Source organism: Mycobacterium sp. NGS17, assembly GCF_059813205.1.
In genome coordinates this window covers 118886-137634 of sequence record NZ_JCALED010000011.1, presented here as the reverse complement: position 1 = coordinate 137634, position 18749 = coordinate 118886, and the positions used below count along the sequence as shown (strand labels likewise).

15 protein-coding genes and 1 pseudogene are annotated in these 18749 nt (G+C 66.5%); 14 read left to right on the top strand and 2 right to left on the bottom strand.

Annotated features, from left to right (window positions below):
* Nucleotides 1-406 precede the first annotated feature (406 nt).
* The 3 genes from AC5Y7E_RS21720 to AC5Y7E_RS21710 all read left to right on the top strand — a co-directional run bounded on the left by AC5Y7E_RS21720 (nt 407) and on the right by AC5Y7E_RS21710 (nt 2973).
* Nucleotides 407-1570, top strand: a complete 1164-nt coding sequence (locus AC5Y7E_RS21720) for a DNA cytosine methyltransferase (RefSeq protein WP_499950703.1) — start codon at nt 407-409, stop codon at nt 1568-1570.
* A gap of 246 nt (nt 1571-1816) precedes the next feature.
* Nucleotides 1817-2461: a hypothetical protein gene (locus tag AC5Y7E_RS21715; protein ID WP_499950702.1), complete on the top strand. Its 645-nt coding sequence runs from the start codon at nt 1817-1819 to the stop codon at nt 2459-2461.
* Between the two features lie 56 nt (nt 2462-2517).
* Complete coding sequence (locus AC5Y7E_RS21710) at nt 2518-2973, top strand: very short patch repair endonuclease (RefSeq protein WP_499950701.1); 456 nt, start codon at nt 2518-2520, stop codon at nt 2971-2973.
* Nucleotides 2974-2999: 26 nt separating this feature from the next.
* Here AC5Y7E_RS21710 and AC5Y7E_RS21705 read toward each other — a convergent pair.
* Nucleotides 3000-3741: pseudogene (locus AC5Y7E_RS21705) on the bottom strand (virulence factor Mce); the annotation flags it as partial.
* A gap of 454 nt (nt 3742-4195) precedes the next feature.
* On the opposite strand from AC5Y7E_RS21705, the gene AC5Y7E_RS21700 reads away from it, so the two are divergent.
* The 4 genes from AC5Y7E_RS21700 (at nt 4196) to AC5Y7E_RS21685 (ending at nt 6494) form a co-directional block, all read left to right on the top strand.
* A complete protein-coding gene (locus AC5Y7E_RS21700) occupies nt 4196-4711 on the top strand; it encodes a C39 family peptidase (RefSeq protein ID WP_499950700.1) in 516 nt (171 codons plus the stop codon).
* A gap of 106 nt (nt 4712-4817) precedes the next feature.
* Complete coding sequence (locus AC5Y7E_RS21695) at nt 4818-5336, top strand: carboxymuconolactone decarboxylase family protein (RefSeq protein WP_499950699.1); 519 nt, start codon at nt 4818-4820, stop codon at nt 5334-5336.
* Nucleotides 5333-5881 carry a carboxymuconolactone decarboxylase family protein gene (locus tag AC5Y7E_RS21690; RefSeq protein WP_499950698.1) on the top strand — a complete coding sequence of 183 codons (549 nt, stop codon included), beginning with the start codon at nt 5333-5335 and terminating at the stop codon, nt 5879-5881. Before AC5Y7E_RS21695 ends, AC5Y7E_RS21690 begins: the two co-directional genes overlap by 4 nt.
* A gap of 76 nt (nt 5882-5957) precedes the next feature.
* On the top strand, nt 5958-6494 hold the full coding sequence (locus tag AC5Y7E_RS21685) for a TetR/AcrR family transcriptional regulator (RefSeq protein WP_499950741.1): 537 nt from the start codon (nt 5958-5960) through the stop codon (nt 6492-6494).
* Here the strand turns inward: AC5Y7E_RS21685 and AC5Y7E_RS21680 are convergent.
* The gene (locus AC5Y7E_RS21680) at nt 6474-7643 is read right to left on the bottom strand and encodes an acyl-CoA dehydrogenase family protein (protein ID WP_499950697.1); all 1170 of its coding nucleotides are present in this window, start codon (nt 7641-7643) and stop codon (nt 6474-6476) included. The genes AC5Y7E_RS21685 and AC5Y7E_RS21680 overlap by 21 nt on opposite strands.
* Nucleotides 7644-7857: 214 nt before the next feature.
* On the opposite strand from AC5Y7E_RS21680, the gene AC5Y7E_RS21675 reads away from it, so the two are divergent.
* The 7 genes from AC5Y7E_RS21675 to AC5Y7E_RS21645 all read left to right on the top strand — a co-directional run bounded on the left by AC5Y7E_RS21675 (nt 7858) and on the right by AC5Y7E_RS21645 (nt 18747).
* Nucleotides 7858-9117, top strand: coding sequence for a condensation domain-containing protein (locus AC5Y7E_RS21675; protein ID WP_499950696.1), 1260 nt, complete (start codon nt 7858-7860; stop codon nt 9115-9117).
* A gap of 16 nt (nt 9118-9133) precedes the next feature.
* Nucleotides 9134-9913 (top strand): Rv3717 family N-acetylmuramoyl-L-alanine amidase, encoded by a 780-nt coding sequence (locus AC5Y7E_RS21670; RefSeq protein ID WP_499950695.1) that lies wholly within the window; start codon nt 9134-9136, stop codon nt 9911-9913.
* 362 nt (nt 9914-10275) lie between these two features.
* Nucleotides 10276-10935 carry a DUF4190 domain-containing protein gene (locus AC5Y7E_RS21665; protein WP_499915770.1) on the top strand — a complete coding sequence of 220 codons (660 nt, stop codon included), beginning with the start codon at nt 10276-10278 and terminating at the stop codon, nt 10933-10935.
* A 66-nt stretch (nt 10936-11001) separates the two neighbouring features.
* Nucleotides 11002-11667: a DUF4190 domain-containing protein gene (locus AC5Y7E_RS21660; RefSeq protein ID WP_499915772.1), complete on the top strand. Its 666-nt coding sequence runs from the start codon at nt 11002-11004 to the stop codon at nt 11665-11667.
* Between the two features lie 5 nt (nt 11668-11672).
* Nucleotides 11673-12227, top strand: coding sequence for a hypothetical protein (locus AC5Y7E_RS21655; protein WP_499950694.1), 555 nt, complete (start codon nt 11673-11675; stop codon nt 12225-12227).
* A 17-nt stretch (nt 12228-12244) separates the two neighbouring features.
* The gene (locus AC5Y7E_RS21650) at nt 12245-15202 is read left to right on the top strand and encodes a vWA domain-containing protein (RefSeq protein ID WP_499950693.1); all 2958 of its coding nucleotides are present in this window, start codon (nt 12245-12247) and stop codon (nt 15200-15202) included.
* The gene (locus tag AC5Y7E_RS21645) at nt 15202-18747 is read left to right on the top strand and encodes a tubulin-like doman-containing protein (RefSeq protein ID WP_499950692.1); all 3546 of its coding nucleotides are present in this window, start codon (nt 15202-15204) and stop codon (nt 18745-18747) included. The genes AC5Y7E_RS21650 and AC5Y7E_RS21645 overlap by 1 nt, the downstream gene beginning before the upstream one ends.
* Nucleotides 18748-18749 lie beyond the last annotated feature (2 nt).

Here is an 18749-nt window from a genome sequence, read left to right as displayed (position 1 = left end):
ACTTCGAGTTTTGAGCATGAGCGTTCGTCTGGCGCTACCCATCCAGGACTGCCGACATCCAAACATGCTGATAGCAGTTTGTGGGCGCCGGGTCACAGGTATCCAGTGCGGCTTAGAAGGGAACTCGTACGCGCGGCGCATGCTGAAGCAAGCGAGTCGCGGTCATGGCGCGCGCGTTGGAATCTGGGCGTAATTAATACCGATTGACCGACGCCGGGGCGCTCCGGTGGCTGAGGCCAGCTTTCACTGAGACCTAACGCTGTTCCGGTATCCCGTGATCTACTTCAACGCCTCACCACCAGCTGTCGGAAGCTCAACGGTGATTGGGTATCGGCGCGGTGGACCCATTTTGTCATACGGGCTAGGTACGGTTTTGAAGTCAGCCAGGAGACAGGAGGCATACGGCGTGATTCGGGTTGCGGGCCTCTTCGCGGGTATCGGCGGAATCGAGCTCGGCTTTCAAAAGGCCCTCGGTGCCAACGTAGATACCGTTCTGCTATGTGAGTCCTGGGATGCTGCACAAACCGTGCTGGAAAAGCAGTTTCCGGGCACGGAAATACATCCGGACGTGCGCTCCCTCAGGGCGCTGCCGTCCGGCGTGGACGTACTGACCGCCGGATTTCCCTGTACAGACCTCTCGCAGGCTGGCCGAACCGCCGGCATCAGCGGCTCTGCCTCCGGCCTAGTCACTCATGTTTTTGAGGTGCTGCGCATGACACGCGTCTCCAGGAGACCATGGCTCCTTATCGAGAATGTGTTCAATATGCTTGCGCTCGATAACGGCAAAGCCATGGCATACCTCGTTCAGGAACTAGAGTCGCTCGGCTACCGGTGGGCGTACCGCACAGTCGATAGCCGGTTCACGGGCGTGCCGCAGCGGCGTCGACGCGTCATTCTCCTCGCGTCAACTGAGCATGACCCGCGGCCTGTGCTGTTTGCCGATGACGCGGGAGAACGTCAACTGGGTGAATTGTCCGATGATGCATTCGGTTTCTATTGGACCGAAGGCCGCCGCGGCCTCGGTTGGGCTGCCGATGCAGTGCCGACCCTCAAGGGGGGGTCGACCGTCGGCATTCCGTCCCCACCAGCAATCTGGCATCCGAAAGGCCTACCTGGCCGTCGCTTTTTCAAACCGACGATCGCCGATGCGGAGCGATTGCAAGGGTTTCCCGTCGGTTGGACGGACGTCTTCGGCGCCTCGGGTCGGCGGAACGGTCCCCGTTGGAAGCTAGTAGGGAACGCTGTCAGTGTCGGCGTGTCTCGCTGGGTCGCGGCGCGCATCGCCGACCCAGGCGACCCCGTCGTCGAAGAGGAATTGTGGGTCGACGGTGGAAGGTGGCCCTCCGCGGCTTGGGGCGACGAGGGGAAAAGGGTCAGAGTCGTCGTCTCTGAGTTTCCCTTGCGAGAGCCCTACCAGCACTTGCTAGATGTGGTCGACCTTGACGCTGCCGAGGTTTTGAGCCGGCGAGCGCTGGCCGGGTTTTGGAGAAGGCTCAGCGAAGGTAATCTCGGCCGCCACCCAGGGTTCCGTGAGCAGATTGTCGTGGAGCTCGACTCGGCGGTTACCTAATTAATCCCGGGTGATCGGGGGCATTCGCGATAAGTTCGAAGAGTGCATGGTCCTCAAATCCTTGCCCGGTTCTTGAAAGTTCCTGGGAAGCCAGACAAGTACGGAAACACATGGCAATACAACTCCCGGTCAGATAGGCATTCGAAAGTTGGCTGTTGGGGTGTCGCCTTCGACTTGCTTGCCTCCTCGTCTCGGCTTCGCGATCATGCGGCGTCGAGACGAGTCGTACTTGGCGTCAATCACAAGATGACCGACTTCGCCACTGGCCGGCAGAAAGCCCTCGATCTTGTGATCGCACGTCCAGCCTCACCGACGGGTAGGGCGTATCGCACACTTAAAAATTTGGTCTCCCAGTACGGCATTCCCTTAACCGATGAAGAACAGGGTGCGCTGAACGAGCTTCCAGACATGCCAGTAGCGGAGGTAGGCGCAGTCCTGGTAGCGCTCGAAGCAAAGGCGTGTATGACTGCCCACGTCAAAAGTCTTCCACGTCTTTACGATGAACTGAACTCATCGCACCTATGCGTGCACGGCGCATCTAGGTCAGCGCTCGCAATCGGTTATGTTCAGGTGAACAATGCCGATTCGTTCGTCTCATCAGTCACCAACAACTTCTCGCTTGCCGACAACCCTATCGTTTGGTCAACACACCGTCAGCCAGACGACACGCTGCGTGTGATCGACAAAGTTTTGGAAATCCCACGCCGGTCGAGATCGTCCGAGGTTGGGTTCGATGGGGTCGGGATCTCGGTCCTTGACTTCAAGAATGATGGTGGGCAGGTCTCGATGGTTTCAGCACCGCCTGCACCACAACAAGGCGATTCATTTCACTACGGAAACATGATCGTTCGCATGGCGAACGAGTACGACACGACGTTTGGGCATATCTAGCGTCCTCTGACTGGCCTTTACAGCCGGGCAAGTATGCGATACCAATCGTACTTGCTATGGGTTCTTCATCGTCCCGTCGGCGGGCCACTCCTGCAGCGTCAAGCGAAGTTATCCGTCAGCGCATGGCTAGCACGAAGAGACGCGACACGCGTCCAGAGCTTGCGTTGCGGTCGGCGTTGCATCGGCTCGGCCTCCGTTTTTTTGTTGATCGGGCCGTCATAGGGAATCGTCGTCGCGTCGATATTGTGTTCCCCTCCGAGCGGGTTGCCGTCTTCGTCGATGGTTGCTTTTGGCATTCGTGTCCAGAACACGGCACGACCCCTACTCGAAACCGTGAGTGGTGGGTCACCAAGCTCGAAGCGAATCAAGCGCGCGACACTGACACCGACCGTGCGCTTCGCTTGAATGGGTGGTCTGTCATAAGATTCTTCGAGCACGAGGAACCGTCGGCGGCGGCAGATGTTGTCTTCAATCGAGTTATGGCGATTCGAAAAGCAAACGCTCCTAGCTAGGCTAGCTGCTCTTATAAGCATGTCGTCCACGTCTTCGGCACCTTCGACCTGACCAAATCCGACTGCCGATAGATCTGCCCTCGGCCGCGACATACCTTCCCGCGCGCGGGTCATAAGCAGCACCGCAACTGAAGGCATCACACCAGAACCTTTGGAACTAAACGCGTTTGGCGGGTCGCCGGCGCGACACCCGCTTGCGGCGTTGTCGGCGGCGGGTTACGCGAGCCTGGCGCTGACGGCCCTGGTGCCCCAGCGGGCCCCGCCCCGGGCGGCAACGGCGCCCCGTCGAGCGGCCCAAAAGCCCTCTGCTCGATACCGACCCGGTCGTCCGGCGGCAGGCCCTGCGGCAGCAGGTTCGGTCGAGCGGATACGGCCCCGGCGCGTGCCGTCTCTCCGCGAGGGGTACGTACTCCCTGTCGCTATTGCAGATTTCGACTATAAGAGCGCGCTTTCCGGGCTTACCTATGCAGGGATAACTCCCTATGCAGGGATAACTCCGTGCGCCCCGCACGCTGATCGCCGAATCCTGCGGCAGCTTGGAGTACAGATTGTCGGGGGTGTCGGCGTCACTGGCATCCGTGGGCGAGCGCCACTGAGACGGCGGCAGGAACCCCACCGTGGACGCCGGCGGATCGGCGATGGTCAGCATGAAGCCGCCGACCGCCAAACCGGTCGGGTTGGTGGTTACGCCATAGGAGCCGTAGGCCGCACGGATGGCGGGAACAGGACCAGGATTTGTCCGAGCGAGGGACGGGTCACGCCGATCCGTTGCTCGCCGGTGTGGACATGACGTCAAGGGACAGCGGCGCGTGCGGCATCATCAAGGTATTAATGATCTGACTGCCGTTCCGACTGGAAAAGTGAGCTGAGTTGGGCGCCTTTGGACTGGTCGTGGGGGCGCTCGTCGTGCGCCAAAAAGTCTGAGGGCTTACCGCCACCAGCTTGATAACTGCCCGCGTGTCGGTGCGGGATTTTCGCCAAGTTTCTGTCAATCTCCGTCCAGGGCCACAACCTGAACCTCTTTTCGTCACATCTACACGCCGTCGCGGCGGCCCCGGAGCGGACACCCATGACGAGCACCTCGCGGGCGAAGGTCGCCGCACGAGCGGCCGGCCGGGTTGTTTTGTTGTCCGCCACGATTGCAGCGTCGCCGGTGCTATTGGCCGCTGGGGTGCACGCCAACCCGGGTGCTCCCGTCCCCGACGCCGACCATGAGTTGGGAATGTATGGCGATCCCGTCGCCGCCGCACCCTACTGGCGCGAGCAACACGCTTCTGACTGTGGGGAAATGGCGGTGGCCGATGTGGTCGGCCAGATCACGGGACGCGAGCCAACAGAGCAGCAGATGATCACTTTGGCCGAAAACACACCGAGCGCAGCGGGTCACGGGCCGATCTGGACGCCAACGGGCACCACCAATATCGCCGACCTTCCGATCCTGTTGTGGCACTACTGGATCAGAGCCGACAACATTCAGACCGATACCGACGCTGTGGCGCGCAAGCTGGCGGGGAACCAGAAGGTCATCGCCATCCTCAATGCGGAGACAATTTGGAACCGGCCCGGGAAGCGGAACTCTGCGGACCACTTCGTGGTGGTCACCGGCATTGACAGCAAGGCCGGGGTGGTGCATCTCAACGACAGCGGTATCAGTACCGGCCGCGACGAGCAGGTTCCCACCGCTGTCTTCGAGCGGGCGTGGGCCCCAAACTACAACTCGGCTATCGTGACAAAGTGACGGTTCGCGATCCCGAAAGCGAAATAACCTGCAGTCAAACGCAATCGCCGGCGTTACGTCCAAACCGTTCGAAGAATCCTTCCCGGACGAGAAAGGGCCTCGGCGGATGACGCGCATGCCTCTGGCCAAAGCAGACGAGCAGCCGGAACAGATCAGGCAGCTGCTGACCCGCCCCAACACCCTCGATGTGCTTCGACTAATCGCCAACGCCCCCAACATATTCGAGAGCTGGGCACAGATGGCCGGCCAGCTCTTCGAAAGCCCCACCTTCACCCCGCGGATGCGCGAAATCATCATCCTGCGGGTGGCCCACATGCAGGACTCGCCCTATGAACTCGCCCAGCACGTGGGATTCGGCCGCAAAGCCGGACTCACCGAAATACAAATCGACGCCCTACGAAACAAAGCGGACCTGGCCGCGGCCGGATTCAACCCAGACGAACGCACCGTCATCGACACCGTCACCGAGTTGTGCGCCACCCGCCGGCTCAGCGACGACGCCTTCGCCGCCGCCCACGCCCTACTCGGCGACGAGGCGCTCACGGAACTGCTGATGATCGTCAGCTGCTACTACGGCCTGGCGCTGGTGCTCAACGCCGTCGACCTCGACATCGACGCGACATGACCCGCATCCCGTATCGCCAACCGGAAGACATGACCGAACTCGCCCGCGAATTGACCGCGCGGCGCGGCAATCTCAACGTCTATCGCGCACTGGCCAACGCCGAGAAAGTGTTCACCGGCTGGATGGTGGCCGGCGACGCCGCCCTGAGCAGCCCGGTGCTGCCGAGAAGGCTTCGCGAACTGATCGTGCTGCGCACCGCCTATCTCATGGATTGCGCCTACGAACTCGGCCAGCACCGAGACGTCGCGCAAACGGTCGGACTCGACATCGCCACCATCGACGCCATCACGTCCGAATCCGACTGGCAAACCGGACAATTCAACCCAACCGAGCTGGCGGTGCTGCGACTGACGACCGAACTGGTGACCACCCGCCACGTCGCGGCCCCACTCTTCGACCAGGTCCACGCGGCCCTCGGCTCGGAGGCCACCATGGAGACGTTGATGGTGATCAACCGGTATGCGGGCCTGGCGCTGATGCTCAACGCGCTCGACGTCGACCTCGATGACACCGCCCGACTCCCGATTCCGCCGACGAGCCGGTAACGCCTCCCGTAATCTGCATGGTGTGGTGGTGCGAAAGCAGCCCTCGACCCGCCTGTCAGCCGAAGATTGGCTCGAGGTGGGCTATACGGTGCTCGCCGAAGAGGGCGTGCGCGCACTCAAAGTCGAACGCCTCTGCCAGCAGGCGGGCGTCACCCGCGGCAGCTTCTACTGGCACTTCGAGGACATCGAAAACTATCGGACCGCGCTGATTGAGTCGTGGAACAACTTCCTCGAACGCGACCGCCAGGCGCTCTCCGAGCTCGACGCCCTGCCGCCCCGCGAGCGCCTGTCGGCCCTGACCCAAACCCTGGTCAGCCCGCAATACTGGATGCTCGAGCGGGCAATGCGCGAATGGGCCCGCCTGGATCCGGTGGCCGCCGAAAACATCCGCGCCACCGACCGGCTCCTACTACGCATTGTGATAAAGGCCTACCGCGACTACGGTTTCAGCGGCGAGGACGCGAAGCTGCGCGCCGAACTGACCTTCGCGGCGGGAATCGGATTGCTGCACCTCACCAGCTCGGCCGAAGAGGCCCAATCGGTGGCTCAACGAGAACGGTTCCTGGCCCTGATGCTGGGCGAGACGGCCGGCTCAGATCATGGCGATGGGTGAGATCTTCGCGCCAATCGCCAACGCCCCGGCCAACTCTCGACTGGTGTCGTAGTCGAACACGACGTGCCCCGCCGCGATGTCCACATCGCGCTTCGCGCGCTGCATCGGGCTCGACAGGAAGTGCACACTGGCGCCGGAGGCCTCCATGAGATCGGCGATGACCGCCCGGCTTTCGTGCACGGTACGCGCGGCCGCCAGGCGCGCGTCGGCCCGCACCGATCGGCTCACCCGTTCCCCGCTCACCACGATTGCCTCGATGTCGTCGGCCGTCTTGTCGACCAAGGCCCGCAGCGAGCGGAGCCGCACCCGGGCCTCGCCCAGCCGGATCTGCGCGGCGGGCTGATCTTTTTGCGCCACCCCGCTGTAGGCGAGCACCCGCCCACTGAGCCGCTCGGCGAAGAGTTCGGTCACCCGCTCCGCGGCGCCGAGCGCCGGCATGGACGCCGTCAGCGCCAGCGCCGGAACCAGCGGCCACCGGTACGTCGGGACCCCATGCGCACGCGCGCCCGGTGCCGTCCCGCCGTAGATGTCGGCCACGGCGACCAATCGATGCTCGGGCACCAGGGCGTCGGTGATGACGAGGTCGTGCGAGCCGGTGCCGCGCATGCCGACCGTGTGCCAGGTGTCGACGACCTCGACCTGCTCGGCGGGCACCACGGCCAACGCCGGATCGATGCGATCCTGCCGTTCGACGAGCACGCCGACGATCACCCAGTCGGCATCCATCGCGCCCGTCGCCCAGGACCACCGGCCGGTCAAGCGCACCCCGCCGTCTGCCGGAACGGCACGGCCGGTGGGCGCCAGGGGAGCCGGCGCCAGCACGGGTCCCGACGCGAAGACCTCGTCCTGAACGCTCGGATCGAACAGCGACAGCATCCAGTTGTGCAGCGCGTAGAAACCCAACGTCCAGGCGCTCGACGCGCAGCCGTGCGCCATTCGTCGAATCGGTTGCAGCAGTTCGGGAAACGGGGCCTGGAGGCCCCCGAACCGGGCGGGCAGCAGCAACCGGAACAGATCGGTCTGCCGGAAGTCGCTGATCGTCGCCACGGGCAGGCGCCGCAATCGCTCGGCCTCCTCGGCGCGATCGGCCAGCCGCGCAACGAATTCGTCGGTGACGCCGTGCAGGGGAGGGCTTTCGACCACGGACATGCCGAGACCCTAACATACTATTTAGTATGGCGATATCCAGCGGTGTGCGCCGACGTTGCGGCTGACGCGCGCAAGTCGGCGCGATGTCGCGATGTGTGGGAAACGTGGCTCATCCAAGGGGGCCGGGGCCAAGGAACGGCAGGAGACTTGAACCGATTCGGCCGGGAGACCGTCTGCATTGTGTCGCAGCGCTTTTCCGGCGTTTGGAGGTTCGGTGATCGTCAACAGTCCGCAGCACGACCAGGCATCCACTCTCGTCCGCCCCCTCGGAGCCGCGGAGCGGCTCTTTTACCGGTATAGCGAACGCAACCCCGCTCACTTCTCGATCGTGGCGGAATTCGGCGAGGTGCTCCACGCGGACAAGCTGCGTACCGCACTGGCCGCCGTCCAGCGACGGCATCCGCTGCTGTCCGTACACGTGGAGGACCGGCCCGCCATCCGCCTGGGCTTCTACCGTGCGGCGACCGTCGCGCCCGTCGAGCTGACCGTACGAGGCGATCCGGAACTGGCGTGGCGGGCCGCCGCGGCCGAGGAGCTGCGCCGACCGTTCGACCGGTCGCGTGCGCCACTGGTGCGTGCCTCGTTGCTACAGGGCCCGTCGCGTAGCGCGCTGTTGCTCACGTTCGATCACACGGTGGCCGACGGAATCAGTTCCATCGTCGTGCTCACCGACGTGCTTGCCGCGCTCAACGGACGCACCATGACGAGTTCGCCTGTGCCACAAGCCCAAGAGGACTTGATCGCCAACACGCTCGCGGCCGGCCCGCTAGAACCTGCCGCGTTATCAGGCGACCCGAGGATGAGCGAGCCCAGCACCATCCGTCCGTTCGACGGCGCCTTGACCAACGTGCGCACCATGGCCATGACCCACGCGGACACCGCGGCACTGGTGCGGCGCTGCCGCGCGGAAAGCACCACGGTGCACGCGGCGCTGGTGGTGGCGATGTGCCGAGTGCGCGCCACCGACCGCGGGGCGGAGTTCGTCCGCGTCCTCCACCCCATCAACGTGCGGCCGATTCTCGGAATCGAGGGGGGCTGCGCCATGCGCATCGTGCCGACCGCGACGGGGCACGCGCCGTGGGACGGGACACCGTTCTGGGAGCAGGCCCGCGCGATGACCGCGCATCTGAACGTCGCCCGGTCGGCCTCCGGAATCCGCACCAGCTCAATGGCGCTCGAGCAGATGATCACCATCGACGCCGACACCGACGATGCGGAGCAGCTTTTCAGCCGGATCAGCCCGTGGGACATCATGGTCACCAACCTCGGTGTGCAAAACCTCGACGGCGCAAGCCCTTTGCGCCCGACGGCGGTGTGGGGACCGGTGGTGCTCAGCCAGACCGACGGCGAGTATCTGACCGGAGTTACCACTTACCAGGGCAGGCTGAGGATGGTGACGTGTGGCTACAGCGTGCCGGCCACCTTCCTGAAGTGTGTGGGCGATGCCCTGATGGCTGCCGTCGAAGAGCCCTGATTGCTACCATCGCGCGGTGAGTGACCGCCCCGGTGCCTCGCGATCGATGACACGCCGCGACGTCCTGAGAATCGCCGGTCTGATGCCGGCGACCGTCGCCGCGGGCGCGTTGTTGCCCGTCCCGCGGGCAAGGGCCGGGGTGGCCGGGACGTCGGTGTTCCTCGACCCGGGCCACAACGCCGTCAACGACGCCTCGATCAACCAGCAGGTGCCCAACGGCCGCGGCGGCACCAAACCCTGCCAAACCTCGGGCGCCGCCGCCGACGACGGGTATCCCGAGCACGCGTTCACCTGGGCGGTGGTGGGGCTGATCAACGACTCGCTGAACCAACTGGGCGTGCGAACCCAGGTGTCGCGCGACAGCGACAGCGGCGTCGGGCCCTGCATCGACCGACGCGCGGCCGCGGCCAACGCCATGCACCCGGACGCGATCGTGAGCATTCACGCCGACGGCGGGCCCGCATCCGGCAGTGGATTCCACGTCAACTACTCCAGCCCGCCGCTGAACGACGTCCAGTCCGGGCCCGCCGTGCAGCTGGCCCACGCGATGCGGGATGCCTTGGTCCAGTCCGGTTTACAGCCGGCCAACTACATCGGCTCGGACGGCCTCTACGGCCGCGACGACCTCGCCGGGCTGAACCTGGCCCAGTACCCCGCGGTGCTGGTCGAACTGGGCAACATGAAAAACGCCGGTGACTTGGCGCGAATGGAAAGTCCGGACGGTCGGGCGAAATATGCCGCCGCGGTCACCCAGGGGATAGTCGCCTTTCTCAACTCCAAAGCCCCGACCGGCTAGCGCGAGCTAATTACCCGACGCGCTTCGAACGTCCGGCAGCTAACTTACGCGATGGGCTGGGCTCAGTCACGGGGCAGCGCAGTTAACTTCGATGCCGACCGTATAGCGAACGTCGCGTCACAACCTAAATTGCGCGGGTGTGCGGCGCGCCACTATATATAGCAGTACCGAAGGGTGCTTCTCGTGGAAAAAGAGTGCGTCGTGCCTGCACCGACTATGTTGATTTGTTGCGGTGGGACGTCACGAATTTCAAGGCATGTGGTGACGGTGAACGCCGCCGACTGGGCGCGTCGACCGGGAATGGGATGGCGATTGATGAGGGGGATGGGTGACCAGCTCCGGCCCAGCATCGAGGGGCGCCGATGACGTATAGCGGTTACCAGGATCCGTTCGGCGGCGATCCGTTCGGGGGGCAGGGGTCCTCGTTCGGCCAGAACCAGCCGGGTCATCCGTCCGCAGGATCCGGGTCCTTCCCGTCCGGGCCGAAGGTCAACACGTTGGCCACGCTGTCGGCCATCTTCGCGTTCGTCTTCGCGCCGGCCGGTGCCGCGCTGGGTCACGTGGCCCTGTCCCAGATCCGCCAACGCCACGAGCGCGGCCGCGACCGCGCCATCTTCGGGCTGACGGCCTCGTACCTTTTCATCGTGCTCGCGGTCGGCGCGCTGGCGGTGTGGCTGGTCACCAGCGGCGGATCGGATTCGAACACGGTCAAGACGGCGGCTCCCAGCCCGTACGTGCCGCCGACCCCGCCGCGCACCACGGTGATCACGGCCCCGCCCGCGCAGCGCCCGAGCGTCTCCGTCGGCGACCTGCACGTGGGTGACTGCATCGAGGTCCAGCAGAACAAGCCGGACCCGTCGGAGAAGGCGGACTTCATCACCATCTATCCGGTCAGGTGCGAGGTGCGCGAAGGCGTGCTGCAGGTGACCCAGCTGCTGTCCAACGACTCCTGCAAGACCCCCACGACGTTGTGGAACAAGACCAAGACCGTGTACGCCTGCATCGTCGACTTCAAGGGTTGACATGGGGCCGCACAGCTCGCGTAGCTCAACACAGCGGTTCGCCGCTACGGCCGGTGGGGTGAATTGATGTATCCCAGCGAAGACCCTTTTGCACCGTCCTCCGGCGACCCGTTCGGCGGAACGCCGCCCACCGTGTCCTACGGTGGCGCGCCGACGGCCCCGGTCGGCTATCCGGGTGCGCCGTTCGGCGGGCAGCCGCCGCGCGCCGACTACAACACGCTGGCGGTGCTCTCGCCGGTCTTCGGGGTGATCGTTCCGCCCGCCGGCATCGTCATGGGCCATCTCGCGCTGCCGCAGATCAACCGCAGCGGCGAACGCGGGCGCCCGGCCGCGATCGCCGGCCTGGCCATCGGCTACCTGATGTGCGTCCTGCTGATCCTCGGCGGCGTGTATTGGGGCACCCGCCCGAGCAATTCCACGCCCGCGACCGCCTCCAGCTCCGCCGTGCCCAGGCCGATACCGCCGCGCGTCATCACGTCGGTCGCACCGGGCACCACCGTGCCGCGCGGCCCGAAGCTCGACCTGGCGACCGTGCCGATAGGCACCTGCGTCGAGCTCCAGCTGCGCAACAGCACGGGCAATGACGCGCTGGACCTGTTCGGTGTCGACTGCGAACACCGCGACGGGGTGTACACGGTTGCCGCGCGGGTGCGCTCGAACAACGACTGCAACTCGGTGTACGTGGCCGCGCCTCCCGACCGTTCCTTCGCCCTCTGCCTGAACCCGTATTGAGACCGATGAACGCACCAAACCCCTTCGACTTCAGCGACTTCGGGCCGGGCAAGCAGGCCCAGTCCGGTGGCGGACAGCAGCCGGCGCAGGGCGGGGGTTTTGCGGGCGGATTCGACCCGTGGGCCAACCAGCGACCCGCCGCGTCGCGAGCCCCCGATGCTTTTCAGGCACCACCGGCGTTCGACCCGACGAGTGGGCGTGACGCGTTCGGGCAACTCACCGCGAGCCCGGCGGGCATCGGCGCGCTGACGACGGCGGGACCGCCGCTGGTGTGGTTCGCGGTGGCCCTGGCGCTGGGGGTTGCCGGCATTGCCCTAGCCGGTGCGAGCGCGTTGGGCGGCCCGATGATTGCGGCCGCGATCATGGGGTGGCTGCTGGCCGGGCCGCTGGCGATCGGCGCCTTGGCGGTCTTCAGCCGGGTCGACACCCGGCGCCGCACCGAGGCCATCTACTCGGCGCCAACGTGGACCTCGAGGTTGTATTGGATAGTGCTGGCCGTCTGCCTGCTCGGGATAGCCGTGGGGGCGTGGCAGATCGCGCTGTGGGCGGGGACGTTGTAGTGGCCCACTCCTCTCGAATGCCCCGCGGCCGCAACGGCTTTGCGACGCTGGCGCGGATGGCCGCGGTCGCGACCATGATCGCCGTGCTGAACCTGGTCGGCTGGGCACCCGTCGCCTCGGCGGCGGGCTCGCCGGGCGCGAGCCGATTCGGGGCCTGCCTGGCCTCGCAGAAGGCCGGCGATCTGCTGCTGTTGTTCGACGAGTCGAGCAGCCTGCAGCAGACCGACCCACAGGCCGCGCGCGTGCAGGCCGCCCGCTACCTGGTGCAGACGCTGGGCAAATACGCCGACCGGGTGAGCGCAAAACTCGACGTCGCGGTGGCGGGGTTCTCCGATACCTATGTCCCCGAACATGATTGGACCCAGCTCACCGGCGCGACCGCAGACAGCGTTGGGGCGTCGCTGGATCCGATCGCCAAGAAGAACACCGGCATCGACACCGACTACTGGCTGGCCCTCGACGGCGCCCGGCAGGCGCTGACGACGCACGCCGGTTCGGCCGACAAGGGTCAGCGCTGCCAGGCCATCGCCTGGTTCTCCGACGGGATGATCGATTTCACCGCCCGCCCGGTCACCAAGCCCTACGCCGACGGGGTGCCGCTGGACTCGCCGAACGGAATCCCCGACACCACGCAGAAGGCCGTGCAATCCATCTGCCGGCCCAGCGGCCTAGCCGACCAGCTGCGGTCGAGCAACATCATCATGCTCGGAATCGGCTTGGGCGCCAAGCAGACTCCCGGCGACTTCAACGTGATGTCGGCGATCAGCACCGGCAAGGGATTGCAGGGCTTGGCGTGCGGCGCCATCACGGATCCGGTGCCGGGCGACTTCTTTCCCGTCGCCAACATCGACGACATGTTGTTCGCGTTCGACGCGCTCAACCCGGATCCCGGCGTGACCGACCAGGGCGGGGTCTGCCAGATCAAGGTGTGCCCGGAGGCGCGGCACAACTTCGTGCTCGACCGGTCCATCAAAGAGGTCAACATCCTGGGATCCGGCGGCGTGCCCGGCGTCGAGCCCTACCTCGTCTCGCCGACCGGGCAGACCCTGCCGCTACCCAAGAAGGACGGCGCCCAGAACGTCAACGTCGACGGCGTAGCGGTGAGCTACCAATGGCAATCCGAATCGGCGCAGACGATCTCGCTGCAGAACGGCAATGCCCCGCACTGGACCGGGCAATGGGCGATCGTCTACGTCGACACTACCGGCCAGCACGCCGACGCGGTGTCCAAGGTCAGCATTCACATCACCACCGACATCTTCCCGGCCCTGACGGGCGCCGACAAGGTCGCCTGGCACAGCGGCCAGACCCTCAAGGGCCTGGTCTTCGGTTTGGTTGACGGTCAAGGCAAGCCGATGGCCCCGAGCGACCTTGCCGGTACGGCCACCATGTCGGCGTCGTTGGGTCCCGATGGCGCCGCGCCGATTCCGCTGCTGACGGCGGCGGGCAAGGATGACATCGCCAGACCCGTCGACGCCGACCTGACCACAGTGGCCCCGGGGCACGCGACGTTGCGGATGTCGCTGGTGATCACCACCGCGAACACCACCGACCAGAACGGCGGGCCGATCGCCGGCACGCAGTTGTCGCCGCAGGAAGTCGATGTGCCCGTGCAGATTCTGCCGAAGGTGGGCCTGCCGACCCCGGGCCAGCGCATCGACTTCGGCACGGTTGAGGGAGCCAAGGGGGCGACCGCGACGCTGAACATCACCGGACCGGGCTGCGCCTGGATCAGCGACACCGATACCCCGACGGTGACGGGCGCACCGGATGGCATCGGCGCGCCGCACGTGGGTTCGCCGACGAATTCGGGCCAGCACTGCCTGAAGGTGCAGGCGGGGGAGACCGCACAGCTGTCGGTCAGCCTGCGCACCGATCACAACGGGCACGGCGGACTCAACGGCACTGTGCCCGTTCATGTTTCGACGCTGGACAATCCGGACGACGCGCAGACCGTGCCGGTGGCCTTCACGGCGTCGATGATCAACCCGCTCAACACCACCAACTTCATCCTGGTGCTCATCGCCGCGCTGCTGCTGGGTCCCGGAATCCCGCTGGCGCTGCTGTACGCATCGAAGTGGTGGGTCAGCAAGATCCCAGACAATCCGCTGCTGGCCGAACGCATCCCGGTGCAGGTCGAGCACGACGCGGTGCTGCGCGGCGGTGAGCCGTTCGCGATGGCCGACACCGATCTGGTGCAACCCGTGACCGGGCTGCCGCCCGGTGGCACCCGTCAGCTGTCGGTGGCCGGTGTGAATCTGTCGGTTGCGCTGGGGCGCAGCCCGTTTGGATCCGGGCACGTGGTCGTCGGCGCCGAGGGCCTGGTCAGCGTCGGGTCCAAGCTGCCCGGATCCGACAAGACTGGCCTGCGTGCGGTGCTGCCGCTGGCGGTACACAACACCTGGGTGCTGCTGCACAACCCGTACGGGCCCGAGAACGCCGCCGAGGTATTGCTGTTGGTGGCCGGAACCACCGACACCGTCGCGCGCGAGCGCCTCTACGAGGAGGTCGCGCAACGGCTGCCCGACCTGCTCACCGGGTTGCGGCTGCGCGCCGCGCAGGCCGGTATGACCGCAGCGTTCGCGGCGCCGGGCGAGCCGGCCTCCCCGTTCGGTGACACGCCCGCGGGCGTCGTCGTCGCCTCGGCCGGAGACGATCCCTTTGGGAGCGGCGCGGATTCGCCGTTCGCGGGGGCGCCTTCGGCGCCTGCGGGGGCGCCTTCGCGGCCCGCGGCGCCGCCCCACGCGCCGACAGGGCCGGTGCCGCCCGGCTTCAATGAGGCGGAGACACAGGAGCGGCCGATCCCCGAACCGATATTCCGCCAAGACGAGACGATGGCAGCCGGCTACCGGTACGACGACGAGGGTGAAGAGCGCGAAAAGGGCACACCGCCCGGGCTCCCGCCGACCGATTCGACGCAACCTTCCCATCGATTTGACCCAGATCCATTCGACCCGTTCGGAGAGGGCACCTGATGCGACGATTCCTGGTAGTGGGCTGCGGCGGTTCCGGCGGCGCCACGCTGTCCCTGATGATGGACCAGCTGCGCTCCGAACTGCACACCGCTGGAATCGAAAAGCTCTTGGCCGGTTGGCAATTCGTCCACATCGATGTGCCGAGCGCCGCGGAGTCCGGCCCGGAGGGGCTGGCGAACGTTCCCGCCCAGGGCGGCAGCTACGTCGGGTGTGGACCGCAGGGCAGCAGCTACGCCGTCCTGGACGGTGCGCTGTCGCAACGACTGGCGGCAGAATCGGCGTTGGACACCATCGCCACCTGGGCGCCGCGCAGCCCGCAGGAGGTGTCGATCCCGATCTCGGCCGGCGCGGGGCAATACCGGGCGATCGGGCGCATGATCACGCTGAGCAAGGCCGCCGAGATCCACGCCCGCCTACAGGCCGCATGGGACACGCTGTTTCGCGTCGAGACCGTCTCCGAGATGTCGACGGTCGACGTGCCGGGCATGGGCCGCTTCGACCCCAACGAACCACCCCTGGTGCTGGTGGTGTCGTCGATGGCCGGCGGTGCGGGCGCGTCGATGGCGCTGGACGTATGCCGCCTGCTGACCTTGGTCACCGGTCTGGATCCCCGCCTGATGGGCGTATTCATGGTGACGCCCGACATTTTCGACTCGCTCCCGCAGAGCGCCATCATCGGGGTGCGGGCCAACGCGTTGGCGATGCTCGGCGAGATCGTGGCCAGCCAGTCCGGTGCGGCCCGCGAACACGACGTGCGAATCCTGCGCGCCTTAGGCCACCATCACGGTGAGGGAGAACCGATTCCGTTCGCGCGGGTGTTCCCCGTCGGCCGCTACATCGGCGCCGACCGCACCCTGTTCGGTGACGGCTCCCAGTACGCGGTGTACCGGGGACTGGCGCGTGGGCTGGCGGGGCTGATGATGAGCGGCCGGGCCAGCGACCAGTTCGTCGCCTACGACCTGGGCAACACCGCCTCGCCGGTGGGTGATCGCGACCTGCTGGGCTGGGGCATCTCGTCGTGGGATGTGTTGCCCTGGGGCACCTATGGCTTCTCCAGCCTGAGCATGGGCCGTGACCGCTACGCCGAATACGCGGCCCAGCGCCTGGCCCGCAGCTGCGTGGACAAGCTGCTCGACGGGCACATGCAGCGGGGCAACCCGGCGTCGAGCACCGAGCAGTTGGACTCGCTGCTGTCCAGCCAATGGGCCGCGCTCTGTGGCGAATTGGGGTTGCCGCCGAGCGCCGGCGACGAGCAGACCCGGGTGAGCCAGCTCGGCCGCTGGATCGGCACCGAGGCCTTCACCGCCGACACCGTCGTCTCCACCGTCAACGGCCTCATCGACCGTCAGCTGCGCAACCACCTGCCCAACCCGGAAGGCGTCACCGCCGAGCAGTGGGTGCCGACCATGCGGCAGGCCGTGCACAACCGGCGCGCCGAGTTGACGCGGGCATGCGCGGAGGCGGCCTACGCCATGGCTTTTCAATGGCACCAAGATTTCGCCCGCCGGCTCGAACGGGTCGTCGGCGCGGCCGTCGCCTCGCTGGGATTGCCGTTTGCGCGGGAAGTCGTCGACCAGCTGCGCCGCCACATCGATGACCACCTCACCGCCGGGGTTGCGCAGCTGGGCAACATGGGCCCGCCTGACATCGTGGCGTTCTCGCCGCAGGTGGACGCCGGGCTGAAATCGCTGCACGGGGTGATGACCAACACCGACCAGGTGGTGGCCGCCGTGGTGGACGGGTTCCGCGCGACGGTGCGTCGCCAGCTGTTCGCCGACGCGGCCGCCCGCATCGCCGACGTGCTGCGGGTGGTGGGGCTGGAACTGCTGGTGCCGCTGCGGGATCGGCTCAGCGAGGCGATGATCCAGCTGGAGAACGCCCGTTCGGAGCCGCCGACCGACGTGGGCCTGGCGCGCCTGGCCACCGACCAGTACGCGGCCTGGCCTGCGGACGCCGACGAACTGGTGCCCAGCAGGTTCGCGGAGGCGAACAACGAAGTGCTGCTGATCAATTCGACCGCCTTCAAGGGGCGTTACGAGGCCGACCTGCCGAAGGCGGTGGCCGGCGCCAACGCGATGATCCCGCTGCAGTCGGCCATCGAGGAGGCCACCACGCGAGTGATCCTGGGGGAGTGGCAGACCACCGGCGGTGTGGCCGCACCCGGCGGGCTGATTGAGCGCACCGCGACGTGGGTCACGCGGGCGCTGGGCACCGACCCGGAGACCGGCCGCGCGCGGGTGCCCTCGATCGCGCAGTTCGACATCCACACCCGCCCAGTGGAATTGCTGCGGCGGGCCCGGCTCTACGTCGAACGGCCCGGGGAGTCGTTCGCCGAATTCTGCAAGGTGTCGCTGCGCGACTACGTGCAGGGGGCGGGAGCTTCGGAGTCGGAGTTGGTGGCGCGCCGCCGCGACATCGCCACCAAGTTCGCCGAGGCGCTGTCGCTGGCGCGACCGCTGGCCAGCGTCAACGACCAAGCGCTGCAACGGGTTCACCCCGGCCAGCAGACCGAATATCGCTACAAGTTCTCCGAGATTCCGTTCGCCGGTCAACCGGTGGACCGCGAACTGTTCGAAGTCATCCGCAACAACCCGCGGATCGACCAGGCGACCAAGGACAACTACGGGCGGTCGCTGTCCGACGAGGACAGCGTCACCCGAATCGACATCTTCGGCTCGTATCCCAACTACTCGCCGCTGGCGTTCGACTCGGTGCTCAAGCCCGCGGCCCAGCAATGGGCGCAGACCGCGGGGCCCGGGCGGGGCGCCTTCTGGAAATACCGTCGCTCCCGGCCACTTTCGGCGTCGCTGCCGATGACCGACGAGCAGCGATTCACGATGACCGGCGGCTGGTTCGTCGGACAGCTGCTGGGCCGCATCCAGATTCCCGCGTCGCCGTTCACCGAGCCGGTGCGGATCTACGACGCCGACAGCGGGCAGTGGCTGAACTTCCCGAACCCGCTGCTGACACCGCCGTCGGCGTTCCACGCTCCCTACGACTGGCTGCCGGCGGTGCTGGAGTCGATCCTGCTGGCCATCGCGCAGTCGCACGAGCCGCCGGTGATGCGCTCGCTGCGGCCCTACAGCGTGCTGCGTGAGCTTTACGACGCGCATTCGCAAGACCCCGCCAGCGGCATCGTCGCGCTGTCGGCGCAGGGACTGCTGCGCGAATTCCTGCAGGGGGCCTCGAGCGCGCCCGGGGTGCAGTCGCGGGTCCCGGGCATCGCCGAGGCCCAGACCGCCGACGAGCGCGCCGCTGCGGCGATCGAGTGGTTGACCACCATCCGTGACGTTGCGGCGCAGTATCTTCCGGCCGACATGGCCGGCGCCACGCCGGGCGGGGCGTTCACGACGGTGCCGACGCGAACCACGGCGTCGAACACGCCGATGTTCCGCGATCTCGCGCCCGACGTGTACGCGGCCACCGGTGCGCTGATCAACCTGATCCAGCACGAGGCCGAGGCGCTGGCGGCCGGCGCGGCCGCGGGCGGCCCGGTGCTCGACGGCGGAGCGCCCGTGGTGATTCCCGAAGGCGGGACGTTCTGACG